Raw genomic sequence first — 24,567 nt, 5'->3', positions numbered from 1 at the left:
ATTAAAATGGATTGTAAGATAAACCAAGGCCTAAATAGAATGCAGTTGCTTTAGCCTGCCCGAAGAAGCCAAGGTTTTTGTTATTTACATTTCTTGCCTGTGGCATGGCATATCCTCCGGCCACATCAATACCGAACTGTTTCAGCTTGAACCCAACCCCTCCGGTTACTACATAGGTATTAAAGGAAGGTGTTTCCGGGATAAAGTGTTCGTCAGAATAAGGCGACTCATCGTAATAAGCCCCCAAACGTCCGTAGATCATGTTCGTGAATGCATACTGCGTCCCTAATCTGAAGGTTTTGGAATTTCTGAAATTCTTAGGAGAAACGGAAACGGTAGGATCTGCCTGGTTTCCAACAGGTGCATTGGCAAAATCCAGGGTCAGCTGGGTATATCGGGACCATCCGTGATAATTGAAATCTGCTGATACCAACCATTTCGGAGTTACTTTATAGGTTAAACCGATGGTATACTCTTCAACCAATGGTAAAGTTGCCGTAAAGCCGTCTTTGCCTGAAGTATCCAAGCCCAGCAAAGGGTAAATGGAAGTAGAAGGGAATTTAAACGTTGCCGTTCCGTCTTTAGCCTTCATGTCAACCGGTGAACGGTATGCCACACTTACATCGAGTTTAGGATCAGGTCTGAAATAGAAACCGAAGCCGTATCCGTGTCCGCTGGCTTTACTGTCAAGGTTAAGCTGTCCGCCGAACTGTGTTACTGCTCTATCCCAGTTTACACTTCCTCTTGCATAAATGTAGCTTGCCCCGAAAGCCAGCCAGTCATTAAATTTATAAGAAACCATCGGCTGGAAGTAGAAGCTTTTAAGCTCGAGTCTCTGAACCATTTCTTTGCCTTCCCAGTCGCTCGGCCACTCGATGGTGCTTCCGAAAGGAGTGGAGAAACTGAAACCTACCGATAACTTTTCTATCGGCTTATAGGCGATTGCGGCATAAAGTGGCGTCCCTATCGGATTATCTGTTTCCGTACTCTGTAAAGTGTTTACGTTCTGGAACGTTACTTTGTTGCTTGCTCCGAATCCTCCTGCCACAATACTCAGCTTTGAAGGAATGAAGGACATACCCGCAGGGTTGAAGAACGTTACACTTGCATCTTCAGCATGCGCACTGGTATGTGCCATGGCCAATTGTTTTACCCCCTGCAAAGAAACCCTGAAGCCTCCTGCATAAGATAGAACACCTGCCAATAATGCAGTTGATACTAATATTTTTTTCATAGACTATTTTTATATAAACCAAATATAAAATTATTTTGGTTACACCTGTTAATAAATCATAAAATTTTAAACATTATCTTAAAAGAAAATTATGTTTAAAATAACAACTGATTCCCGTAAAACCTAAAACAATCACTACTAGCTATTTAATTGATGCAAAATTATCCGGCTTGCAATTCGTTTAACATTAAACATCACGGTTCCCGAATATTTGATTATTTTAGACCTCATTAAGATAAAAATCATAAATTTGCAAATTAAATATATCAATATATGAGTTGTGGATGTAAAACATCCGGCGATTCTGCACATTCTTGCGGACCCAAGAAGACCGCGAATGGCTGTGAAAATGTAAATACCTGTGGTAATAGTTATAAATTAAGTGTTTTTGACTGGCTTTCTAACATCAACAATCCCGTACCGAACCGATGTGATTTTGTAGAAGTTAGATTTAAAAATGACAGAAAATCGTTTTTTAAAAATGTAAACAATATTCCTTTACATATAGGTAGCGTCGTAACAGTAGAATCGAGTCCCGGACACGATGTAGGTGTGGTAAGTCTCACCGGAGAATTAGTGAAGATTCAGATGAAAAAGAAAAAATGCTCTGAAGAATCGGCACTAAAAATATACAGACTGGCCAACCAGAAAGACCTTGAGGTCTGGCAGGAGGCACGGAAAAAAGAAGACAATGTAAAAATAGATGCCCGGAAAATCGCTCACCGGCTGGGTCTTGAAATGAAGATCACCGATGTAGAGTATCAGGGAGACGCTTCTAAAGTTACGTTTTATTATACTGCTGAAAGCCGCGTCGATTTCAGGCAGCTGATTAAAGAATACGCCGGCGCTTTCCGTACGAAAATCGATATGAAACAGATCGGTTTCCGGCAGGAAGCGGCAAAAGTAGGCGGAATCGGATCTTGCGGAAGAGAGCTTTGCTGCTCGACCTGGCTGACGGATTTCAGATCCGTTAATACCAACGTAGCAAGGTATCAGCAATTAAGCATAAATCCTCAAAAGCTTGCAGGACAGTGCGGTAAGCTGAAATGTTGTCTTAATTACGAGCTGGACAGCTACCTGGATGCTTTAAGCAATTTCCCGTCTTCATCAACGACACTGGATACCGAAAAAGGCAGGGCCTTCTGCATTAAAATCGACGTTTTCAAAAAGAAAATGTGGTTTGCCTATGTAGAAAATTCTATCGCCTGGTACGACTTTGATATCGATCTGGTAAAAAAATTAATCTCCAAAAACAAACGCGGTGAGAAAACCCTTCCTTTGGAAGAACTAAAACAGCCGGACATTCCTTTGGCGAGCATTGACCTGATCCAGGAAAACAATGTGGACCGTTTCGAGAAGAAAAACAGAAACAACAGGAATAAAAACCAGAACCGATCTAATAACAATAATAACGGTCAGAACAGCCAGAACAATCAAAACCATCAGGGCCAGAAGAAAACCGGCAACAGACCTGAAAAAAGGGAACGTTCTGACAGAAACGAAAGAACCGAACGTCCTCAGAACCAGGAAAGACAGCCGCAAAACCCGAAAGGAAATGCAGGCAGCCAGCCGAGACAGCAAAAGCCTCAACAGCCGAAACCTCAGTTGGAAAAAGCCGAAACGGCAGTAGGTTCTGAAGCGGAAAAAAAGCCAAACCCGAATAAAAAGAAATTTAAAAAGAAGTTTCCTCCAAAAAAAGACAACAATGCGTAACATTTTAGGATTATGTACTCTTATTCTTTTCTTTAGCTGCAATTCTTCTTCGGAAGGAGAAGTTTTTATGAATTCCGTTGATAACAAATGGAATAAGAAAAGTGAACAAAAATTTAATCTTGAAATTTCAGATCCGCAAAATCCTAAAAATATTATATTTGTTGTACGAAATAACAACGATTATCCTTATAGCAACATCAGGTTTATTGTGAATTTCACTGATCTTCAGAGCAAGAAAAAGCAAACCGATACGTTGAATTATGTACTGGCAAAACCCAACGGCGAATGGCTTGGCACCGGGTTCGGCGACACAAAGGAAACGTTGTTTCAGTATAAACTGAATTATAAATTTCCGGCAAAGGGAAAATATGAAATCGGCCTTACCCAGGCGATGAGAAACGATAACCTTCCGGGAATTGAAGATATTGGAGTAAAAATAGAAACGGCAAAACCGTAATCATTAATGGAAGTGAACAAACAAAATACAGGAAACAAGGGGAAAACCTTCCCTCTTCCTCCTAAAAAGAAAAATACTGCCTGGAAACGATGGGTAAAATTTATCTGGATCGGATTTTTTGCTTTAGTTTTAGGTATTTCAGGACTTTTTTTCGCGGTGTCCCAGGGCTTTATCGGGGAAATGCCGGATGTAAAAGAACTTGAAAACCCGGATATTTATGTGGCCTCACAGATTTACTCTTCAGACGGAGTGCTTTTGGGTAAATTTGAGAAAGAAAAAACACAGCCTATTATTTATAAAGATCTTCCGCCTTATCTTATCTATGCGTTACAGGCTAAAGAGGACGAACGTTTTAAAGAACATTCCGGAATCGACCTGCAATCCGTTGCAAGGGCTGTCGTGTACGGAGGAGGCCGTGGTGGAGGTTCTACCATTACCCAACAGTTGGCAAAACTCCTTTTCACCAATGGAGCTTCTCAGAATAAAATTCAAAGAGCATTCCAGAAGCTGAAAGAATGGGTTGTAGCAGTAAGTCTTGAAAAAAGATATACAAAAGAAGAGATCATCACTCTGTATTTCAACAAGTTTGATTTCCTGTACAATGCTAATGGGATTGAAATGGCTTCAAGAATCTACTTTAATAAGAAAACTTCTGAGCTTACTTTACCTGAGGCCGCTATGTTTGTAGCCATGCTTGAAAATCCGGTGAAGAACAACCCGATGAGAAATCCTGAGCGGGCAAAAATGAGAAGAGACGTTGTGTTGGACCAGATGCTGAAAACAGGATATCTGGATCAGGCTACTTTTGATAAAGCTGTTGCAACGCCTATTAAAATAGATTATCATCCGATTAAAAACATCAACGACGATTATTCAGCCTACTATAAGTTCTATCTGAAGAAAGAAATCGATAAATATCTTGATGATTACGAAAAGGATACCGGAAAGAAATTAAATCTTTACAAAGACGGGCTTAAAATATTCGTTACGCTGGACTCCAGAATGCAGAAGTATGCGGAAGATGCGATCAGAGAGCACTTAACCGATCTTCAGAAAAGATTTGATGTCGAGCAGCGAGGCCGTAAAAACTGGCCGTTCTATTATCTTAACGATCAGCAGGTGAACGACCTGATGGTACAGGCCATGAAAAGAACCGGACGTTATAAGCAGTTGAAAGCTGCGGGTATTTCTGAAGATTCAATTTTAATGGAATTCAAAAAGCCGATTAAAACGTCAAGATTTACCTGGGCCGGAGAAGAAGAGGTGGAAATGTCACCGTGGGATTCCATCAGATGGCACAAGAAAGTCGCACAGGCAGGTCTAATGTCTATGGTTCCAGGAACCGGGGAAATCAAAGCCTGGGTAGGAGGTATCGATTGGCAGCATTTCCAATATGATCATATCAAACAAGGGAAAAGACAGGTAGGTTCCACATTCAAGCCTTTTGTATATGCAACGGCGATCATGAAATTAGGACTTACGCCTTGTTCCACTATATCCAATGCCAGTTTTAATAAAGGAACTTATCACGTTCCGGGAAAAGGGGGAATGTTGACATTGAAAGATGCCCTCGCCCATTCACAAAACCCGGTAGCTTTACGCCTTGCTGAGATGACCGGTACCCAAAGCGTAATCCAGACGGCGAGAGACCTTGGGGTAACCGAAGAAATATCTACGAGCTTGCCGATGGCTTTAGGAGCATCAGACATTACCATTTATGAAATGGTGGGTGCTTACAGTACTTTTGCCAATTACGGAAACTACAACAAACCGGAAATGATCTGGAGGATTGAAGATGCCAACAGCAGGGTAATTAAAGAAGTAAACGTAGAGCCTAAAGAAGTGATGAACCCATTGTATGCCTACACAATGATCGAACTGATGAAAGGGGTAGCACAGTATGGAACGGCTTCAGGAGAATTGGGCAGAAAAGGAATTTCCAAAGACATTGAAATTGCAGGAAAAACCGGAACCACACAGAACAACTCCGATGGTTGGTTTATGGGAATCGTTCCTAAGCTGGCAACCGGAGCATGGGTAGGATGGGAAGACCGGGCCACCCACTTCTACGGAACAGGAGAAGGACAGGGAGCCAAAATGGCCTTACCGATCTGGGCAATCTACATGAAGAAAGTCTGGGCAGACAAGAGCCTGAAAATTTCTCCGGATGATAAATTTGTAAAACCTTCGGAATGGAAAGACGGCTGTTCAAACCTTAACGGATTACGTTCAGGATACGGTGATGACGGCGGCCTTCAGACGATAGACGAGATCAAAAATCCGAAACCTGCCGAACCGAGCGGACCAAAAAACACCGGGAAGAAAGAAGAAAATATCAATGATAACCTGAATACAGGTGAAGATATTGACTTCAACAATAAATAGATTCTCTTTTAGAAATACACAAGACCTTTCAATCATTTGGAAGGTCTTTTCTTTTTTAATTAATACCTTTGATAGATGAATATAGAAAATATCACCCAACCCTTTATAAAAAACTTTCCCGGAGATTTTTCAGGAAACACCATGCAGCGGAATACTCCGAAAGTGCTCTTTTCCACAGTCGCTCCCGCCGGTTTCGATCATCCACAGTTAATTGCTTTCAACGGGAAGCTTTCCGAGGAAATCGGATTGGGAACATTTGAGGAAAAGGATCTGGATTTTCTGGTAGGCAATAACCTTCCTGAGAACATTAAGACTTACGCGACCGCTTATGCCGGGCATCAGTTCGGCAACTGGGCGGGGCAGCTGGGCGATGGACGGGCTATCCTGGCAGGAGAAATCACCAACGATTCTGGAGAAAGAAACGAAATCCAATGGAAAGGCGCCGGAGCCACTCCTTATTCGAGGCACGCTGACGGAAGAGCGGTATTACGTTCTTCTGTGAGGGAATATCTGATGAGTGAAGCCATGTTTCACCTGGGAATTCCGACCACCCGTGCCTTAAGTCTTGCTTTTACGGGAGAAGATGTTGTCCGGGACATCATGTATAATGGCAATCCCGAACTGGAAAAAGGAGCTGTAGTCATCAGGACTGCCGAAAGCTTTTTGCGTTTCGGGCATTTTGAGCTGATGTCTGCTCAACAGGAATATAAAACCCTGCAGGAGCTTGCTGATTTTACGATTGAAAACTATTTTAAAGAAATCACTTCGGAAGGCGAACAGAAATACCGGGACTTTTTTGAAAATGTCTGCCGGAGAACGGCCGATCTGATGGTGGAATGGTACCGCGTAGGATTTGTTCATGGCGTAATGAATACCGACAACATGTCGGTGCTGGGTTTAACTATCGATTACGGACCATACTCTATGATGGATGAATACAATCTGAACTTTACGCCCAATACAACCGATCTGCCGGGACGGAGATACGCCTTCGGAAAACAGGGACAGGTTTCTCAGTGGAACCTTTGGCAGCTGGCCAATGCACTTCATCCTTTGATAAAAGACGAAAAGTTTCTGGAAGAAATCCTGAACGACTACGGCAGCTATTTCTGGGAAACCCACGACCGGATGCTGTGCCGGAAATTCGGGTTCGATCAGCTGCTGACAAGCGACGAAAAGTTTTTTACCTCATGGCAGGGGCTGATGCAGGATCTTCAGCTTGATTATACGTTGTTTTTTAATCAGCTTGAAAAATATGACGCAACCTTAGATCTTAAAAAACAGTTCGAACATGTTTCTTATACGTTTCTAAATGAAGAGGAGGTGGCAAAGCTTAAGGACTTTATACAGAGCTACCAATCCAGGCTTGAAAGGAATATTATCTCTAAGGAAAAATCTCTTGAATTGATGAGCAGAACCAATCCGAAATTTATTCTTAGAAATTATTTACTGTATCAATGCATCGAAGAAATTAATAATGGAAAAACGGAAATGCTTGACAGATTAACCCGGGCATTAGAAAACCCTTATGAGGAACTTTATCCTGAATTCTCTGTGAAAAGACCGTCCGGATACGATGATATTTCGGGATGCTCAATGCTTTCGTGCAGTTCATAAGATGCATCAGATTACCAATCAGGAATCCTTTCAGCCGATGAAAGGATTTTTGTTTTTTAATACCAAATAATGAATAGATCTTACCAGAGACGCTCAGACAGCCAACTAAATACATTAATGATTTTTTCTTTTTAATACCACTTTATTAATTATTCTTTAACCATATAAAAACATTATTGCGCATACAGGCAAAATAAAAGTAAATTATTATATTTGCCGCACCAACTCATCACTTTATTAAGTGGCCAATACTTTGATTATACGCTGAATTGAATAGCATTCATGATCCGTATCATCCTCCTGCTCAAATAAACTTTACTTATAAAATTTAAACATGAAAAAACAAGTACCTGTTGCAGTTGGTCTTTTACTTTCGACCTTCGTTTACTCTCAAGTTGGGATTAATACCCAAACACCCAAAGCTACGATGGAAGTAGCCGCAAAAAACAACAACGGCACTACTGCCGAAGGCCTTCTTCTGCCAAGACTTACCGGAGACCAGATTCAATCTGCCGACGCACAATATGGATCCGAACAGACGGGAACTGTTATTTATGCTACTGCTGGCGTAACCGTAACAAGCGTTAAAACAGCAAATATCAATACATCCGGCTATTACTATTTTGATGGAAGCGCGTGGCAAAAGCTGGGGAGAACCTATACTGCAAGTAACGGACTTTCTCTAATGGGAAGCGATGCACGTCTCGGAGGATCCCTTTCACAAGCTACTACCATTATCAACAATGGAAATATTTTGAATATTACGGGATCTGCTGCCACTACGACTTTTGATGCTGCTGGAAACGTAGGAATCGGAATCAACACTCCATCACAGCCGCTTGATGTGAACGGAACCGCACGCCTTCGTACCATCCCTTCTTCCGGAGGTACGGTAATGTTAACTGCCGATAACAACGGTGTTATCCGCAAACAGGCTCTTCCTGCAGCTTCCGCACCGGTAATCCAGGCTAACTTTTCCGCAAACGGCGTAAATCTTAATTCCGGGAACTGGGCAAATTACAATTACACCGGCACATCCATTACCATTCCGGCTAACAGCAAATATATCGTGAATACGACTCAACTCGTTACTAATTTTGCCCTGATGCCGTCCAACCAGTCCATCTGGGTACGGAGCAGCTTTTCAGACAGCCCCACGACCTTTGCTTTTAGTCCGGACATCGTTGGTTCCAACTTAATGAGCGGCAGCTGGGGTCCTTCCACCAAATTCGGGCTTCTTTCCGGCGCGATCATTTTGAACAATACCTCTTCCACTGCCAAGACCTATTATTACTGGGCCGGGAGTGTAGATGTAAATGGCTATACGGGCACCATCGATCAATTTGGAGGAGCATCATGGGCGGAAAATCAGCTGTATGCTATTCCTGTCAATTAATTGGATGAAATCAGGCCTATAATCACTAATATATTCAGTAATTGTACTGAATCTGCCACATATTATAAAAAACCCGTCATTTCTGATGGGTTTTATTTTTATTTTTGCAGAAAGCTCCGCACGTGTCAAAGTTCAAAACAAAATTCGTCCATTTCTTTAAACTGATTTTTCCGTCAACAGGAACTGAACTGATCGTTTTCCTGTTTTTTCTTGTCGCATACGGGTATCTGGGCTCATACATTGCCATTCACCATAAGATCATTTTCGATGCGCGGATTCCCTGGGATGCCTATTTCAGCTTTGATAACAAGTCGATCGTCATGACGGGCGGAAGTTTTGAAAGGCACCCCCTGTCCTATTACTTTTTCAACTGGATCCGAGAATTGGCCCTGCTGTTTTCGGATGGGAAAATGGATGGGAATTTCCGTTTTGTGCTGGCGTGGCTCAGCAATCTTGCCGTGAGCCTGAGCATTCTTCAGGTATTTAAATATCTGAAAAACATCATCGGCCTGCCGTTGCTCTTCACAATTCCTTTGATTGTATTTTTCGGTGGGTTTTCAACGACAATTTTACTGTCCTTTACCCCGGAAAACTTTACATATACCCTTTTCTTCCTTACGCTATTCCACCATTATTCGGCAATCAAACTGAAAAAAGAAGAGAAAATCCCGGCAGTGGCACTGGCATTTTCAGGAATTGCCATCGGCGGTCTGACAGTAACAAATATTGTGAAAGTTTTTATTCCCGTCACTTTTGAAAAAGATCTTTTCAGGAACTGGAAAAAATTCGGAAATGCCGCTTTCAGGGTTGTGTTTACCTGCGTCTGCTTCGTCCTGCTTTATTTAAACAGAATCGATTTTAAATACCAAAATATATTCAGCAAAACCAACGAGCAGTATGAAAAGTTTTCCAATGTAAACTCAACGCCTACCTGGGACATGATCCTGTCTTATTTTTTCGGAGGAAATGTTTTCTGTTTTCAAACTTTATTATCCGGGATAAACATAACATGAATGGTTATCATTACAAAGGCATCTTGATGGACGTTTATTCTTCATGGATCCCCTATTTTTTCATAGCCGCATTACTGGTAATGATTTTGTGGAGTTATGTTAAAAATTTCAGGAACAAGCTTGTCCAGGTCTTGATGATTTCTTTCGTAGTAGACATCATGATCCACTGCCTGATGAGATTCGGTCTTCACACGTCTTTCATCTACGGCGGACACTTTGTTTTTGTATACCCTCTGCTGTTGGGATGGCTGTTTTACATCTACAGGAAATCCCCGAAAACCCTGTCTTTTTTAAGTGTCGTTTTCTGTGTTTTATTCGCCTATCTTATGGTAAATAACTATATAAGAATGACAGAATTCTTCTGGTTTTTGAATAGGTATTATTAAGATTTAATCCTATAAAAGGTAGCCAAATTCCAAATAAAAAAGCTGAGAAATTCTCCCAGCTTTCATTATTTATTTTACTTAAATTATTTCGCTTCCGCACAGAAAATTCTGTATTGCACAGCCACCGCAGATTTAAAATATTCTCTGATTTTTGAAAGATCGGAAGCCGCACTCTGTTTTGTGAAATAACTTCCTGCAAGGATTTTATAATTCGGCCGTAAGGATGCATCTGTCTCCACTTTAAGATTCGGGAAACGCTTTCTGAAATAAGCTTTTACTTCATTTGCCTCCTCATTGCTTTTTACAATGGTAATCTGGATTTTATACCCTAAAATCCGCGGGTTTTTTCTGCATATTTCCGCATTGGTAAGCTCCCGGTTCGGAACATAAATCTTTGTGGGTTTCGAAGGTGTATAATCTTCATCGTTATCCCTGGAACCTATTGACACAGAGGTTTTTGAACATTTATCCTCGATGCTTTCCAGTGCCGCGTTTACTTTGGAATCCATCGTCATCGTCAGTTCCGTACCGGCCAAAGTGTCTTTTTTTACAACCTGTTGTGCATCAATGCTGTAAAATGATAACAGAAACAGTATCGAAAATATTTTAATCAAATTTTTCATTTAAAGTTGTTTGCGCAAATTTAGGCAAATTAAAAAATTATACCAAATACAGTTATTTAGAATAATTACAAATTAAACGGAAATGACATTTTCCCCTTTCTATATACCGTTAAATTCCTGTTAAAAATATTATTTTTGCGGGATTGATTGAATGTTCAATATTTACTAACATAAGATAATTTAAATGATTAGTTGGAGAAAGCATTATAGAAAAACGTTGATCGCAATAGGCTTATTGTTATCAACCAGTGCTTCAATTTACGGGCAGGACGGCGATCCTAAGAATGGTGAAAAGCTTTTCAAAGCGAATTGTACTGCATGTCACGCACTAGACAAACAAGTTGTAGGACCGCCTCTGAAAGGCGTTGTAGAACGGGTAAAGACAGAAGGTGGCGTAGACACAGACTGGCTTCACAAATGGATCAAAAACAACAAGGAGCTGAGAGCTTCGGGTGACAAGTACGCCAATGAAATTTTTGAAAAGTACAACAAGACGGAGATGCAGGTCTTTCCAAATCTTACCGATAAGGATATCGACGACATCTTAGCTTATACCACTAATCCTCCGGCACCGGAGCCGGCTAAAACCGATGCTTCCAAAGACACAACGGCTGCCGGAACGGCCAATGCAGCACCGCAAAGCTCTACAACGACCAACGTCGTGATCATTTCCCTTTTAGCGATTGCAGGTCTTCTTGTTTGGATCTTAATCAAACTGAGACAACTGGTAAAACTAGGCCAGTCTGAGGATCTTGCAGGACTTAACGAATCAAGAGTAAAATCTTTCAGCGAAATCTACAAGAAGTACCACTATATCGGTAAAGGATTAATTGCGATCTTGGCTATCTTAGCGGCTTACGGCGTATGGAACTGGCTGATGTGGATCGGGGTTTACAAAGGATACAAACCGGAACAGCCAATCTATTTCTCACACAAAATTCACGCGGGTGAACAGAAAATCGACTGTCAGCTTTGTCACTCCAGTGCCAAATACGGAAAAGTATCTGAAATCCCTTCAATGAACGTTTGTATGAACTGTCACCGAACGATTTCCGAATACAACGCAGAACACTACATGGAGCCAGGAAAAGATAAAGCATTCTACGACGGAGAAATCCAGAAGATCTATGCGGCTACAGGCTGGGATCCTGCAAAACAGCAGTACACCGGAAAAACACAGCCGGTTGAATGGACAAGAATCCACAACATGCCGGACTTCGTATACTTCAACCACGCTCAGCACGTAGTAGCAGGAGAACAGGCGATCATCAATTCTTTCAACAAAAAGAATCCTAACAACAAAATTGATGTTGTATGTAAAGCATGTCACGGTAAAATCGATACCATGAACGTGGTGCAGATGGCAAACGACTTTACAATGGGATGGTGTATCGAATGCCACAGAACAACAGAAGTTGACATGAACAACGGTTATAATAAAGAATACTTCAAGAATCTACACGACAAACTGAAAAAACAGTATCCTAAAGATGGTGGTAAGATTACGGTAGATGCGATTGGAGGTATTGAGTGTGGTAAATGTCATTATTAATAACTAAAAATTAGAAGTATCAAATGGCTTCAAACAAAATACAATTTAGAAGTATTCACGAACTTAAAAATCCGGCTTTAAACAATAAGCTGGCCCAAAAAGAGTTCCAGGAAGAAATTCCTGTAGAAGATTTCCTTGAAGACGCGGAAAACAACGGTTCCGGTACTTCAAGAAGAGATTTCTTAAAACTATTAGGTTTCTCTACTGCAGCGGTAACATTGGCTGCCTGTGAAGCTCCGGTAATTAAAACGATTCCTTATGTGGTAAAACCGCATGACATCATTCCGGGGATTCCTAACTATTACGCTTCAACTTATTTCGATGGATTCGATTTCGCAAGCGTTCTGGTAAAAACAAGAGAAGGAAGACCTATCAAAATTGAACCGAACCCGGTAGCGGGTGATTTAGGGAAAACAAACGCAAGAGCTCAGGCCAGCGTACTTTCTCTTTATGACAATGATAAAGTAAAGCAGCCTAAATTTGAAGGAAAAGACGAAACTTTCGATAAAGTAGACAGTTTCGTAATCAAGGGATTGGAAGAGGCTAACGCTGCAGGTAAAAGAATCGTATTGTTATCGCATTCTTTTGCTTCCCCTACATTCAAAAAACTATTCGCTGAATTTAAAGCAAAATATCCTACTGCTGAATTAATAACCTATGATGCTTATCCTTATGCTGCCGGATTAGATGCAGCTCAGGAAGTATTCGGAACAAGAGCATTGCCTGTTTACGACCTTAAAGGAACTGAATTGGTAGTAGCTTTCCAGGCAGATTTCTTAGGAGACTACAACGGAGGAGGTCTTGAATCTTCTTACGCTGCAGCAAGAAAGCCGGGAGAAACCATGTTGAGACACATCCAAGTGGAATCCAACATGTCTCTGACAGGTGCTAACTCCGATGAAAGAATCAGATTAAAACCTAGCCAGGTAAACAAAACGCTGGTTGAAGTGTACAACGCTATCGTTGGCGGTGGTTCTTCTGATAAAACAGCTAACGGGATTGCTAAAGAACTTCAGGCAAAAGGAAACAAAGCGGTTGTTTTTGCTGACGGTTCCAAAGGAGCTCAGGTTTTAGCGCACTTAATCAACCAGAAATTAGGATCAGTAGCTTTCACAGGAAAAGCAAACTTCCTTAAAGATTTCGACAAGGCAAGATTCCAGGAATTCCTTGGATGGGTAAATGCAGGTCAGGTGGGCGTATTGATCGCAAACAATGTAGACCCGATTTATTCTTACTACAAAGGAGAAGATTTCAAAAAATCTTTGGCTAAAGTTCCTTATGTAATCGCTGTTGCCGATAAGAAAAATGAAATGTACAAAGCGGCAAAAGCAGTAATCCCTGTAGCCAACTGGCTTGAATCATGGGGAGATATCGAGCCTCAGAGCGGAGTATATTCATTAATGCAGCCTACCATCCAGAAAATCTACAAATCAAGACAGATCGAAGAATCGCTATTGGTTTGGAAAAACGGTAAAAACAACGCTGCCAACAATTATTACGATTATCTGAAAGCAAGTGCCACTTCTATTTTAGGAGCAACATCTTTCAATAAAGCCTTATACAACGGTTTCAATACCTCAAACAACGCTACTATGTTGTCTTATGCAGGAGGAAACGGAGCACAGGCGGTTGCCGAAGTAAGTGGGTTCAAACCTTCCGACCTGGAATTGGTATTGTACACGAAAACGGCAATGGGAGACGGTACACAAGCCAACAACCCTTGGTTGCAGGAATTACCGGATCCGATCACAAGAATGTCTTGGGATAACTACCTGACCATGTCTCCGAAAGATGCCGAAAGATTAGGAATCGACAACGATCTTAATGCGAGAATGCAGCTGGACGGTTCTATCGTTAACCTTACGGTAAACGGCGTTACCATTAAAGATGTTCCTGTATTCGTTCAGCCGGGACAGGCAGAAGGATCAGTAGGTCTTGCATTGGGTTACGGTAAGAAAAACTCAGGAGCTACAGCGGACACAGGGGTAAATGCTTATCCTTTATTCGACGGTTCCAACCTGGCGGTTTCAAACGTTAAAATCGAAAAGACCGGTGAAGACCACGAATTTGCTGGAATCCAGCTTCAGAATACCCTAATGGGACGTTACGAAATCGCAAAAGAAGTTCCTTTGGCTGATTTCTTAAACGTAGCGTTCGATGATGAGCACAAAGGATGGAACAAGCCTTTGGAATATCATACCATCAGCGGAGCACTTCCGGCAAGAAAAATCGATCTTTGGGATGCTTTCGATGATACCGACGGGCCTCACTTCAACATGTCGATCGACTTGAACTCTTGTACAGGTTGTGGATCTTGTATCATCGCCTGCCAGGCAGAGAACAACGTTCCTGTTGTAGGAAAAGACGAGATCAGAATGTCCAGGGATATGTACTGGTTAAGAATCGACCGTTACTATTCTGCAAGACAGAAAGTAGAAGTATACGAAGGATTAAAAGAAGGAATGGCCGTTCCGGAATTATACGGAACAGCTTTCAATAAAGAAGGCGGTGCATTGAACCACCCAGCGGATAATCCTGATGTGATCTTCCAGCCGGTAATGTGTCAGCACTGTAACCATGCTCCTTGTGAAACAGTTTGTCCGGTAGCGGCAACTTCGCACGGTAAGCAGGGACAGAACCACATGGCTTACAACAGATGTATCGGTACAAGATATTGTGCAAACAACTGTCCTTATAAAGTAAGACGTTTCAACTGGTTTACGTATAACCTGAATGACAAGTTCGACTTCAATATGAACAACGATCTTGGGAGAATGGTACTGAACCCGGATGTAGTGGTAAGAACGAGAGGGGTAATGGAAAAATGTTCATTATGTATCCAGATGACTCAGACTACTATTCTTGAAGCTAAAAAAGAAGGTAGAATCGTAAAAGACGGAGAGTTCCAGACAGCATGTTCAAAAGCTTGTACTACAGGATCGATCCAGTTCGGAGACATGAATGACAAAGAATCTGAAATCAGAAAATTATACGCTGATAACAGAAGATATTATTTACTTGAAGAGATCGGAACCAAACCAAATGTGTTCTATCATACGAAGGTAAGAAACAGAGTAGAAAAATAAAGTTTAAATAATAAATAGGTAAAAAATGTCAGGACATTACGAAGCTCCGATAAGGGAACCTCTAATTATTGGTCACAAAACTTATCACGATATCACGGAAGATATTGCACGACCTATCGAAGAAAGAGCAGGTAAATTATGGTGGATTTCACTGTATGCAGCCTTGGTTCTATTCATCTATGGATTCGGGTGTATCGCCTATACGATCGGAACAGGTATTGGAGCATGGGGACTTAACAGAACTATTAACTGGGGTTGGGATATTACTAACTTTGTATGGTGGGTAGGTATCGGTCACGCCGGAACACTAATCTCAGCGGTATTATTATTATTTAGACAGCGATGGAGAATGTCTGTAAACCGATCTGCGGAAGCGATGACGATCTTCGCAGTAGTACAGGCAGCAATCTTCCCGGTAATTCACATGGGTAGAGTTTGGGTAGGATATTGGGTATTCCCTTTACCAAACCAATTCGGTTCTCTTTGGGGGAACTTCAACTCTCCTCTACTTTGGGACGTATTTGCGATCTCTACGTATTTCTCAGTATCTACAGTATTCTGGTTCATGGGACTGATTCCTGACTTTGCAATGATCAGAGACAGAGCAAAAACACCTTGGACTAAAAAGATTTATACATTCCTGGCCTTCGGTTGGGGTGGTAAAGCAAAACACTGGCAGAGATTCGAAGAGCTTTCTTTGGTTCTTGCAGGATTGGCAACACCGCTTGTATTCTCGGTACACACCACGGTATCATTTGACTTCGCCACGTCGGTAATTAAAGGATGGCACTCTACGATCTATCCTCCTTACTTCGTTGCCGGTGCAATCTTCTCAGGATTCGCGATGGTACAGACGTTATTGTTGATTGCAAGAAAAGTATGTCACTTAGAAGACTACATCACGATGTACCATATCGAGATTATGAACATCGTAATCATCTTAACAGGTGGTATGGTAACGGTAGCTTATGCTACGGAATATTTTATCGGATGGTATTCAGGATCAAGATTCGAAGACTTTACGTATCTTTCTCCGGGTGCTGCCGTAGGTCCTTACTGGTGGGCATTCTGGTCGTTGATTATCTGTAACCTTGTTATTCCTGCATTCTTCTGGTTTAAGAAAGTAAGAACAAACATTATTGCAACTTTTATCATTGCATTGATCATCAACATCGGGATGTGGTTCGAGCGTTTCGACATTATCGTAATCAACCTTTCAAGAGACTACTTACCTGGATCTTGGACGATGTTTAAGCCAACGATCATTGATGTGGGTGTATACTTAGGAACAATCGGGTTCTTCTCTGTATTATTCTTATTATATGCAAGAACATTCCCTGTAATCGCACAGGCCGAATTAAAATCGATTTTGAAAATCTCAGGTGAAACTTATAAAGCAAAAGAAGGAGATGAGCACCACTAAAATTGTATACGGACTTTATGCCGACGACGACGATTTGATGAACGGCGTTAAGGCATTCAACGATAAAGGAATCGCAATTAACGAAGTATATACTCCGTTTCCGGTTCACGGGCTAGACAAAGCTTTAGGTTTGAAGAAAACAAGAATTTCTGATGCCGCTTTTCTTTATGCTCTTTATGGAGTAACGATTGGAGCTACTTTAACATGGTACGTGATGAACCACGACTGGCCGCAGAATATCGGTGGTAAACCAGCTTTCGACTGGGGACACAACATGCCGGCTTTCGTAGTACCAATGTTCGAGCTTATGGTATTCTGTGCCGCTCACATGATGTCATTAACTTTCTTGGTAAGAAACAAAATGTATCCGGGAGCGCCTGCACAAAACCCAGATCCGAGAACAACGGATGATAAATTCATGATGGAATTTGTAACGGAAGATGTAGAATCTGTAAAGCAGTTGCTTATCGAAACCGGAGTTGAAGAAATAACTGTTAAAGATGCTTAAAATGAAAAAGAATGTATTAAGAATTACAGCAGTTTTAGGTTTAACAACCGTTTTACTTAACTCTTGCGGACCGAAAGACAATACTCCGCTGGTCTATTTCCCGGACATGTATTTCCCGGTAGCTTACGATCCATTGATGAAAGCTCAGGATGCCTATTCGGACCATGAAAATGAGATCCCTGCTTTTGTAAGAAATAACGGAGCCACAGGACTTACTCCCGTAGAAGGATCTGTTCCACAGAACAAAGACGGTATTTTCGAAGAAGCTTTGCTTCCTAAAACACCGGATCAGTATAATGCAGGTTACGACGCTTCCAAAACCGTAACCACTTCTCCCCTGAATCCTGCCAATGCAGCAAAGGATCTTGAAAGAGGTAAAAACCTTTTTGAGAAAACCTGTTCAGCTTGTCACGGTGTAGGTGGAGACGGACAAGGGCCAATCGTACAATCGGGAGCTTTCTCCGGTGTACCGAACTATGCTGACAGAGAAATCACTGTAGGATCTGTTCATTATGTAATAACAAACGGTAGAAACGCGATGGGATCTTATGCGGGACAATTGAACGCAGGAGACCGATGGAGAGTGGCGATGTATGTAATGAATGCCTTCAAAAAAGGCGCTGCCGCACCTGCTGCTGCAACCGCTACAGCTACAGCCACTACGGCAACTGCAGCTCCGGCTACTGCTGCAGCGAAACCAGAAACGACTACCGAAACTAAAAAATAAGAAAAGAAATGTATAGTTTTTCACCAAAATTAAAATCAACTTCTATAATCCTTCTTGTTGTAGGTTTAGTTCTGTTTGGTATCGGTTTCTTTTTAAATAAAGGAATTACTACGGAGAAAATAGAACACATGATGGAAGCGGTTCATGCTTCAGGTCATGACGCTCCTACGCACTCAAGTGAAATGGTAGGTCCTCAGGATCATGCGGCTCACCTTGAGCATGCTGAACTTCAGGTACACAACCAGCCTTTAGCGGCCATACATTTTGTAGCTGTATTTTTCTTCGGCGTAAGCTGCTGCGTATTATTCTTCTATTCTATTCAGCACGCTGCCCACGCAGGATGGCCGATCATCATTACCAGAGTAATGGAAGCAATTGCTTCTTATATTCCTTACGGTGGTGCGATCCTTATCATCCTGATGCTTCTGAACATTACCCACCAGGGACACCTGTTCCACTGGATGGATCCGGAGCTTACCGATCCTAACTCACCTCATTTTGACGTGATTTTATTTGAAAAGAGAATTTTCTTAAATATTCCTTTCTATGCTGTAAGAACTTTCATCTATGTATTGGGTGCTTCTTTCTTCTCATGGAAGCTGAAAGCTCAGTCTAAAAAAGTTGACGAAACAAAATCAAGAACAGAATATCAGATGCTTTACAGATGGGCAGTAGGATATATCGCATTCTTCGGATTTGCTTCTGCGGCTTGGGCTTGGGACTGGTTGATGTCCATCGACCCTCACTGGTATTCTACCATGTATATCTGGTATTCTATGGTGAGCTGCCTTTCAAGTGGTATTGCAGTGATTATCCTTTTAAGTGTTTATTTGAAGAAAAACGGATTTCTTCCTCAGTTCAACGATAACCACTTACACGATTTAGGAGTATTCTTATTTGCTACAAGTATGCTTTGGACGTATACCTGGTTTGCACAGTTCATGCTATACTGGTATGCGAACATTCCGGAAGAGGTAAATTATTTCTTCGGAAGATTCCAGCACTACTCTCCTACTTTCTTACCGATGCTTATCGTAAACTTCTTATTACCGTTATTGGTATTGGTGAGCAGCAGCATCAAGAGAAACTACAAAGTGGTGACAATTATGGCTATCGTAGTGATCTGCGGGCATATCCTGGATTACTTCAACATGGTAATGCCTGGAACGGTAGGACCATACTGGAAAACGCCAGAAGTATTTATCCTGATTTTAGGAGCTATCCTTTTTGTGGTTGGATTATTTATGTTTACCGTGCTTTCTGCATTATCTAAACTTAAACTTATCCCTACAGGAAACCCTTACTTACATGAATCTGAAATTTATGAGTATCCTTTCTAAGGAACGCTGATAACAAGATAAAAACAAAGGACTGATCATAACGATCAGTCTTTTTTTTGTGTTAACGCGAAAAAAAAGCAAAGCTGTGCAACCTTTTTGGGTTTTTGGTTGTCTTATGAGTAGAACTTACATGAAGTTAAATACTAATTAAACCAAAACCACCATGACAAAAAAAATCTTCTTCTTCCTTTTTGTTTTATTATTGCACTTTGCCCATGCACAAAGCATTACTTTTATTTCAGAAAAGACCAATAAACCTTTGCCCAAAGTTTCGGTTTTCGCGAAAGACGGAAGCATTGTAGCATTCTCGGATATTGATGGTAAAATCAATAAACAATCCTTAAAGCCGGAGCAGGAAAAATTCCAGCTGGTATATGATAATATCTCTGTCGCCACATTAGCCTACTCGGATTTTAATCACGACGTGATTAAAATTAATGACCGGATTAAAGATATCGAGACCGTTGTTGTAAAAAAGGAGAAACCGGCAAAATATATTTTTGTGAAAGGAAACTTCAATGCCTATGTTACCCTTAACAATAAATTGAATTCCTACGCAGACGGAATTGTGACCTATATTTTTGATAACAAAACAAAAAAGCTGAAAAGTACGCAGGTCGAACAGTATCGGATCTTCAGGCTGGAGAATGCAGAAATGGACCGTAAAAAACTTTCTTCCTGGGATTACGGAATGTTTTTAAAAGTTCCGAAATTAAAAAACATCGAAAATGTTGATGGTTATAAAACCATTAAAGATATTGTTTTCAAAGAACTGAAAAGCGAAAAGAAAGACCAGATCGAACTTACGGAAATCACCAATGATGAAGAGATGGGATTTCTGGGATATCGTATTTCTGATGCTAAAAATATTCTTAATATTTCATATGTTCCAAATTCACAAAAGAAACTCAGAGACCTACTGGAGTATAACCGCATCGAATTTGTTAAATTAAAACACAAAAGCGAACCTCAATATAATGATATTACCATTTACAATAATTTTTATCCTATCGATATAGATTTCGGTAATGAGAAAATAGAGAAGATGCAGTTTGACATCAACAGCAGCCACTACACTACAAAATATTGGGAAGACCCTGATTTCCCGAATATGCAGCCTGTTTTCAGCAGCTTTTTCAAAGAGGATCTGAAAGAAAAGCCCAATCAAAAGTAATAGGCCTGTCTTTTTCAGCATTTAATTCTAAAAAGTGCACCGAAAAGATTTTCTAAATACCTAAATTTTAATTATCCTTTCATAGAATTTATCGGAATGTAACCGAAAAGACTGATGAGTACCCATCAGTCTTTTTATTTTACAATAAATATTCATTGTTTGAAACCTTTTTGCTTTTTAAGTTGTCTTATAGATGTACATTCAATCAACAATAAATAATATCCTATGAAAAAAAGTACACTGCTATTCTTAATGATCACATTGTACAGCCTGATCCATGCACGGAGCATCACCTCCGTTTCTGAGAAAACTGCTTCACCGCTGCCAAAAGTTTCTATGACTTACGATTTCGATCAGCCCATTACTAAAATCAATAACCCGGTAAAAGACCTTGACACGATACCTATCAGAAAAAATAAATCGGGAAAGTACGTCTACATGAAAGGAAACTTTACCACTTATGCCACGCTCAACAATACCATACACGGATATGCCGATGGAATTATCACCTATATTTTTGACCGTAAAACCAAAAAACTGAAAAGCACCCGGATTGAACAGTACCGTATTTTCAGAATGCCGAAACCGGAATGGGATCCCCAGAAATTTTCTTCCTGGGACTACGCCATCTATATGCATGTTCCTCAAATGAAAGGACTGGTAAATATTAATTCGCATAAAAAGACCAAGAACCCAATTTTCTATAAATCGGAAAATGGAGAAAGAGATAAAATTGAAATTAAAGAAGAACGTCTTCAGGAAAAAGGCTTCGCAATATTCGGCTACCATATTTTTGATGCCAGAAACAGTACCGATATCATCTATACCGGGAATTCCCCAAAACAACTGGAAGATCTGCTGGAATACAGAGAAACCTCATCAATGAAGCTGAAATACAAAAAAGAACCGATATATAACGTCGTTAACGTTTATACTAATTTCTATCCGACCGCATTCGATTCCGGTGATGACAAGCATGAGGATAAAATAAAATTCGACATCAACAGAAGTTATTATACCTCAAACTATTGGGAAAACCCTTCTTTTCCGGATATGCAGAATGCTCTTGCTTCCTTTTTAAAAGAAGAACTGAAAGAAAAACAGAACATCAATGCACTCTACACAAAAAATTAACTATAACCTTCTAAAAACTTCTACAATGAAAAAAGTACTGCAAATCATCCTGCTTACGACAATAGCTTTATTCAATGCACAGAATTCTGCAAACCGGTTTTTCTATGAATTAACCTATAAACCCAATAAGGATTCTGCAAAGCTGGAAAAAGAAATGATGGTATTGGATATTGATCAGAACAGATCCCTCTATCAATCCTATACAAATATCCAGATGGATTCGATAGCAAATGTAATTATAAAAGAAGCTTCAAATACAGGATTTCCGGATTTCAAGAGAATGGGTAATAGACGTACGCAATTTATGCATCAGATTGCAAAAAGTTACCCGATCCGTGAGGTGCTGTACAAGGACCGTATTTCTATGGATTATTATTCCTACCGCGAAAATCCAAACCTGATCTGGAAAATTTCAGATGAGAAACAGAAGATCGGGATCTATAATACACAGAAAGCAACAACCGATTTCGGCGGAAGAAAATGGATCGCCTGGTTTACTACAGAAATCCCCTTTTCAGGACGGACCTTATAAATTTTACGGACTGCCCGGATTAATTGTACAAATCGGCGATGAAGCAGGGAACTATTCCTGGGAACTGAAAGGCAACAGGAAAACAGATCATATTGCGGAAGCTTCAGCGGTAGAAGGCTTAATGAACCAGACCGGACTATTTGTTTCCAAAGAAATTACAAAAGAAAAATTTACTGAAAAATACGACCAACATAAAAAAGATCCTCTTGCAGGGATCAGACAGATGATGGAACAATACTCCTCCGACATAAAATTATCCGATGACTTCTCCCTGTCAAAAGAGATGAGAACTGCAGAAAAACAAATGAAAGAACACATTGCACAAAACAACAACAGCATCGAGCTTCCCGGTAGAAATAAATAAAAAGAAAAGAAAAACACTTACACATACAGGGTTTTTACTAAATTTGTGGCAAACGGAAAAAAATGAAAAAATTGTCCTTTCTACTCATCTTCAGCCTGTTGCTTTTTACAGCATGCAAGAAAGATCATGTAGATGCTACCAATACCAAAACTTTACAGTCGAGTATCAATGATATGACGGCCAGTCTTCCAACAATTCAGCAGATTAAATTCAATGAAGCGCTGTATATTCTGAAGACGTTCGGGGTAGAAGCAGATGGAGATGTTGCCGAACTGAAAGCGCTCGGCCAGCTGATCGATGGGAAAAAAGTTCCTGAAATCATGGCAATGGCAGACCAGGTAGCCCAGAAAAACGGAATCGAATGGGCCAGTACTGCTCCGCCTTCCTTAGGAGAAATGAACATCTTCGGTAATGAAACGGCAAAAGAAACCGATCCGAACGATGTAAAAGCAAATTCATTAAGCATTACGACCCGGCCTACCGGTGATGACGGATTGGGCGCCCCAACCTCTATCCAGATCATACCGAGACTTGTTGACAACGCAGGAAATCCAGTATCCTTTACGGGAGCCGGCCTTGAAGCTACTCTTGAAGTGTTCAGTAATGGCGTAAAGCTTTTAACGGCTAAAAACCTGATGCAGGATAATAATTTCAAAGGATTTAATTTAAAATTCTCATCCATTCCTGCAGCAAAAGTGATAGATAACAAAATTGATATCGCCGTTTCCGTAAAGACAACGGCGAAAACATTCAAAATGACGAAAGTAGGATTAGATGTAAATCCTGATCTTCTGAAAGTTCCGGCTCCACCCGTAGTCGATTCTTTGGCAGTATCCCAAGACCCTGCGGTAATCGATCCGAACAATCCTAATGCGACCATCCCGGCAACCGGTACCGATCCGAATGCCACAACTCCTGCTACAACACCAGCCACTCCTAAACAACCGGCAGCAGATCCTAAAACGACAGTAACAGGATTCTTAAACAACGTCAGCTCACAGAATCTGAAAGCAGCTTACAGTGCAGCAAGCAACCCGAGCTGGGGAAGCTATGAATCTTTTGCCAACCCGACTTCAGGATTCGGATCGGTAAAAAATGTGAGCGTAAAAAATATTACGACCAACGCTTCCAATGCCAATTCGGCAAGTGTAAACGCAACCTATGACGTTACGGATAAAAGCGGTAAAACCACCGCCCTGAAAGTAACGTTCGGACTTAAAAATGTAAACGGTGACTGGAAAATTTCCAGCTACAGAATCAATCCATAAATTACAACATGGCATCACAGGAATTAATCCGGAAACTGGAAGAAACCATTGAGAATATCCCTGATTTTCCGATTCCGGGAATTCAGTTCAAAGACATCTCCCCGGTTTTCCTGGATTCAAAATTATATGAAGAGGTTATTGCCGATCTTGCAGCAGTAAGCAAAGGAAAAGTAGATGCCGTATGCGGAATTGAAAGCCGCGGTTATCTGTTTGGGATTGCCATTGCCGTGGCTCTGGAAGTTCCGTTCATTCTCATCAGAAAAGCAGGAAAACTGCCGCCCCCGGTGATTTCAGAAAAATATGACCTGGAATACGGAAGCGCGGTGATCGAAACCCGCGAAGGGCAGATTAAACCCGGACAGCGCATCCTTATCCACGATGATCTCCTGGCAACAGGCGGCACCACGGAAGCAGCAGCCAAACTTGTGGAAAAACAGGGGGCAACCGTATCGCAGTTCAGTTTCCTGATCGGTCTGAAAGATTTAAAAGGAGAAGAGAAGCTGAAAAAATTCAACGCAGAGGTCTATCATATCTTGGAATATTAAAATTTTATCTTACATAAAATGCTTTATGAATCAGCTTCATGAAGCATTTTTTATGAAAAAACAGCACCATGCGACAGGTCGTGATTGATA

General features: G+C 41.0%; 21 protein-coding genes. 19 read left to right on the top strand and 2 right to left on the bottom strand.

Going from position 1 to position 24,567, the window contains the following annotated elements; genetic code table 11:
* Nucleotide 1: 1 nt before the first annotated feature.
* Nucleotides 2–1,234, bottom strand: coding sequence for an OmpP1/FadL family transporter (locus QE422_RS03000; RefSeq protein WP_307454962.1), 1,233 nt, complete (start codon nucleotides 1,232–1,234; stop codon nucleotides 2–4).
* A gap of 273 nt (nucleotides 1,235–1,507) precedes the next feature.
* On the opposite strand from QE422_RS03000, the gene QE422_RS02995 reads away from it, so the two are divergent.
* From QE422_RS02995 to QE422_RS02965, 7 genes are all read left to right on the top strand, one after another.
* Nucleotides 1,508–2,947, top strand: coding sequence for a regulatory iron-sulfur-containing complex subunit RicT (locus QE422_RS02995; RefSeq protein WP_307454961.1), 1,440 nt, complete (start codon nucleotides 1,508–1,510; stop codon nucleotides 2,945–2,947).
* Nucleotides 2,940–3,404, top strand: a complete 465-nt coding sequence (locus QE422_RS02990; RefSeq protein WP_307454960.1) for a gliding motility lipoprotein GldH — start codon at nucleotides 2,940–2,942, stop codon at nucleotides 3,402–3,404. Before QE422_RS02995 ends, QE422_RS02990 begins: the two co-directional genes overlap by 8 nt.
* Nucleotides 3,405–3,410: 6 nt before the next feature.
* Nucleotides 3,411–5,789, top strand: a complete 2,379-nt coding sequence (locus QE422_RS02985) for a transglycosylase domain-containing protein (RefSeq protein ID WP_307454959.1) — start codon at nucleotides 3,411–3,413, stop codon at nucleotides 5,787–5,789.
* A 75-nt stretch (nucleotides 5,790–5,864) separates the two neighbouring features.
* Nucleotides 5,865–7,406, top strand: coding sequence for a YdiU family protein (locus QE422_RS02980; protein WP_307454958.1), 1,542 nt, complete (start codon nucleotides 5,865–5,867; stop codon nucleotides 7,404–7,406).
* A 334-nt stretch (nucleotides 7,407–7,740) separates the two neighbouring features.
* On the top strand, nucleotides 7,741–8,802 hold the full coding sequence (locus tag QE422_RS02975; RefSeq protein ID WP_307454957.1) for a hypothetical protein: 1,062 nt from the start codon (nucleotides 7,741–7,743) through the stop codon (nucleotides 8,800–8,802).
* A 122-nt stretch (nucleotides 8,803–8,924) separates the two neighbouring features.
* The gene (locus QE422_RS02970; protein ID WP_307454956.1) at nucleotides 8,925–9,815 is read left to right on the top strand and encodes a DUF6080 domain-containing protein; all 891 of its coding nucleotides are present in this window, start codon (nucleotides 8,925–8,927) and stop codon (nucleotides 9,813–9,815) included.
* Entirely contained in the window at nucleotides 9,812–10,201 is a 390-nt protein-coding gene (locus QE422_RS02965) for a DUF6080 domain-containing protein (protein ID WP_307454955.1), read from the top strand. Before QE422_RS02970 ends, QE422_RS02965 begins: the two co-directional genes overlap by 4 nt.
* 83 nt (nucleotides 10,202–10,284) lie before the next feature.
* Here the strand turns inward: QE422_RS02965 and QE422_RS02960 are convergent, their stop codons facing one another.
* A complete protein-coding gene (locus tag QE422_RS02960) occupies nucleotides 10,285–10,824 on the bottom strand; it encodes an SPOR domain-containing protein (protein ID WP_307454954.1) in 540 nt (179 codons plus the stop codon).
* Between the two features lie 184 nt (nucleotides 10,825–11,008).
* Here QE422_RS02960 and QE422_RS02955 point away from each other — a divergent pair, with 184 nt between their 5' ends.
* From QE422_RS02955 to QE422_RS02900, 12 genes are all read left to right on the top strand, one after another.
* Complete coding sequence (locus tag QE422_RS02955; RefSeq protein WP_307454953.1) at nucleotides 11,009–12,376, top strand: c-type cytochrome; 1,368 nt, start codon at nucleotides 11,009–11,011, stop codon at nucleotides 12,374–12,376.
* A gap of 23 nt (nucleotides 12,377–12,399) precedes the next feature.
* Nucleotides 12,400–15,462, top strand: coding sequence for a TAT-variant-translocated molybdopterin oxidoreductase (locus tag QE422_RS02950; RefSeq protein ID WP_307454952.1), 3,063 nt, complete (start codon nucleotides 12,400–12,402; stop codon nucleotides 15,460–15,462).
* A 25-nt stretch (nucleotides 15,463–15,487) separates the two neighbouring features.
* Complete coding sequence (gene nrfD, locus QE422_RS02945; RefSeq protein WP_307454951.1) at nucleotides 15,488–16,885, top strand: NrfD/PsrC family molybdoenzyme membrane anchor subunit; 1,398 nt, start codon at nucleotides 15,488–15,490, stop codon at nucleotides 16,883–16,885.
* The gene (locus tag QE422_RS02940) at nucleotides 16,872–17,393 is read left to right on the top strand and encodes a DUF3341 domain-containing protein (RefSeq protein WP_034691794.1); all 522 of its coding nucleotides are present in this window, start codon (nucleotides 16,872–16,874) and stop codon (nucleotides 17,391–17,393) included. Before nrfD ends, QE422_RS02940 begins: the two co-directional genes overlap by 14 nt.
* The gene (locus QE422_RS02935) at nucleotides 17,386–18,120 is read left to right on the top strand and encodes a cytochrome c (RefSeq protein ID WP_307454949.1); all 735 of its coding nucleotides are present in this window, start codon (nucleotides 17,386–17,388) and stop codon (nucleotides 18,118–18,120) included. The genes QE422_RS02940 and QE422_RS02935 overlap by 8 nt, the downstream gene beginning before the upstream one ends.
* Before the next feature lie 8 nt (nucleotides 18,121–18,128).
* Nucleotides 18,129–19,460, top strand: coding sequence for a quinol:cytochrome C oxidoreductase (locus QE422_RS02930; RefSeq protein WP_307454948.1), 1,332 nt, complete (start codon nucleotides 18,129–18,131; stop codon nucleotides 19,458–19,460).
* A gap of 163 nt (nucleotides 19,461–19,623) precedes the next feature.
* Nucleotides 19,624–20,634 (top strand): hypothetical protein, encoded by a 1,011-nt coding sequence (locus tag QE422_RS02925; RefSeq protein WP_307454947.1) that lies wholly within the window; start codon nucleotides 19,624–19,626, stop codon nucleotides 20,632–20,634.
* Nucleotides 20,635–20,859: 225 nt separating this feature from the next.
* Entirely contained in the window at nucleotides 20,860–21,768 is a 909-nt protein-coding gene (locus tag QE422_RS02920) for a hypothetical protein (RefSeq protein WP_307454946.1), read from the top strand.
* 25 nt (nucleotides 21,769–21,793) lie between these two features.
* A complete protein-coding gene (locus QE422_RS02915; RefSeq protein WP_307454945.1) occupies nucleotides 21,794–22,300 on the top strand; it encodes a GLPGLI family protein in 507 nt (168 codons plus the stop codon).
* Nucleotides 22,185–22,664 carry a hypothetical protein gene (locus tag QE422_RS02910; protein WP_307454944.1) on the top strand — a complete coding sequence of 160 codons (480 nt, stop codon included), beginning with the start codon at nucleotides 22,185–22,187 and terminating at the stop codon, nucleotides 22,662–22,664. Before QE422_RS02915 ends, QE422_RS02910 begins: the two co-directional genes overlap by 116 nt.
* Nucleotides 22,665–22,726: 62 nt before the next feature.
* Nucleotides 22,727–23,932: a hypothetical protein gene (locus QE422_RS02905; RefSeq protein ID WP_307454943.1), complete on the top strand. Its 1,206-nt coding sequence runs from the start codon at nucleotides 22,727–22,729 to the stop codon at nucleotides 23,930–23,932.
* A gap of 8 nt (nucleotides 23,933–23,940) precedes the next feature.
* Entirely contained in the window at nucleotides 23,941–24,477 is a 537-nt protein-coding gene (locus QE422_RS02900; RefSeq protein ID WP_307454942.1) for an adenine phosphoribosyltransferase, read from the top strand.
* Nucleotides 24,478–24,567: the final 90 nt, after the last annotated feature.

It is taken from the genome of Chryseobacterium sp. SORGH_AS_0447 (genome assembly GCF_030818695.1).
GTDB lineage: Bacteria > Bacteroidota > Bacteroidia > Flavobacteriales > Weeksellaceae > Chryseobacterium.
Note: the sequence above shows the minus strand (reverse complement) of the source record. Positions and strands in the feature narration are given on the sequence as shown.

Excerpts from the sequence above, each read along its gene's own strand:
- QE422_RS03000 (WP_307454962.1), bottom strand. The coding sequence starts at position 1,234 with ATGAAAAAAATATTAGTATCAACTGCATTATTGGCAGGTGTTCTATCT.
- QE422_RS02920 (WP_307454946.1), top strand. The coding sequence starts at position 20,860 with ATGAAAAAAAGTACACTGCTATTCTTAATGATCACATTGTACAGCCTG.
- QE422_RS02980 (WP_307454958.1), top strand. The coding sequence starts at position 5,865 with ATGAATATAGAAAATATCACCCAACCCTTTATAAAAAACTTTCCCGGA.
- QE422_RS02950 (WP_307454952.1), top strand. The coding sequence starts at position 12,400 with ATGGCTTCAAACAAAATACAATTTAGAAGTATTCACGAACTTAAAAAT.
- QE422_RS02900 (WP_307454942.1), top strand. The coding sequence starts at position 23,941 with ATGGCATCACAGGAATTAATCCGGAAACTGGAAGAAACCATTGAGAAT.
- QE422_RS02915 (WP_307454945.1), top strand. The coding sequence starts at position 21,794 with ATGAAAAAAGTACTGCAAATCATCCTGCTTACGACAATAGCTTTATTC.
- QE422_RS02990 (WP_307454960.1), top strand. The coding sequence starts at position 2,940 with ATGCGTAACATTTTAGGATTATGTACTCTTATTCTTTTCTTTAGCTGC.
- QE422_RS02975 (WP_307454957.1), top strand. The coding sequence starts at position 7,741 with ATGAAAAAACAAGTACCTGTTGCAGTTGGTCTTTTACTTTCGACCTTC.
- nrfD (WP_307454951.1), top strand. The coding sequence starts at position 15,488 with ATGTCAGGACATTACGAAGCTCCGATAAGGGAACCTCTAATTATTGGT.
- QE422_RS02985 (WP_307454959.1), top strand. The coding sequence starts at position 3,411 with ATGGAAGTGAACAAACAAAATACAGGAAACAAGGGGAAAACCTTCCCT.
- QE422_RS02995 (WP_307454961.1), top strand. The coding sequence starts at position 1,508 with ATGAGTTGTGGATGTAAAACATCCGGCGATTCTGCACATTCTTGCGGA.
- QE422_RS02910 (WP_307454944.1), top strand. The coding sequence starts at position 22,185 with ATGAGAAACAGAAGATCGGGATCTATAATACACAGAAAGCAACAACCG.
- QE422_RS02955 (WP_307454953.1), top strand. The coding sequence starts at position 11,009 with ATGATTAGTTGGAGAAAGCATTATAGAAAAACGTTGATCGCAATAGGC.
- QE422_RS02930 (WP_307454948.1), top strand. The coding sequence starts at position 18,129 with ATGTATAGTTTTTCACCAAAATTAAAATCAACTTCTATAATCCTTCTT.
- QE422_RS02935 (WP_307454949.1), top strand. The coding sequence starts at position 17,386 with ATGCTTAAAATGAAAAAGAATGTATTAAGAATTACAGCAGTTTTAGGT.
- QE422_RS02925 (WP_307454947.1), top strand. The coding sequence starts at position 19,624 with ATGACAAAAAAAATCTTCTTCTTCCTTTTTGTTTTATTATTGCACTTT.
- QE422_RS02940 (WP_034691794.1), top strand. The coding sequence starts at position 16,872 with ATGAGCACCACTAAAATTGTATACGGACTTTATGCCGACGACGACGAT.
- QE422_RS02965 (WP_307454955.1), top strand. The coding sequence starts at position 9,812 with ATGAATGGTTATCATTACAAAGGCATCTTGATGGACGTTTATTCTTCA.
- QE422_RS02960 (WP_307454954.1), bottom strand. The coding sequence starts at position 10,824 with ATGAAAAATTTGATTAAAATATTTTCGATACTGTTTCTGTTATCATTT.
- QE422_RS02905 (WP_307454943.1), top strand. The coding sequence starts at position 22,727 with ATGAAAAAATTGTCCTTTCTACTCATCTTCAGCCTGTTGCTTTTTACA.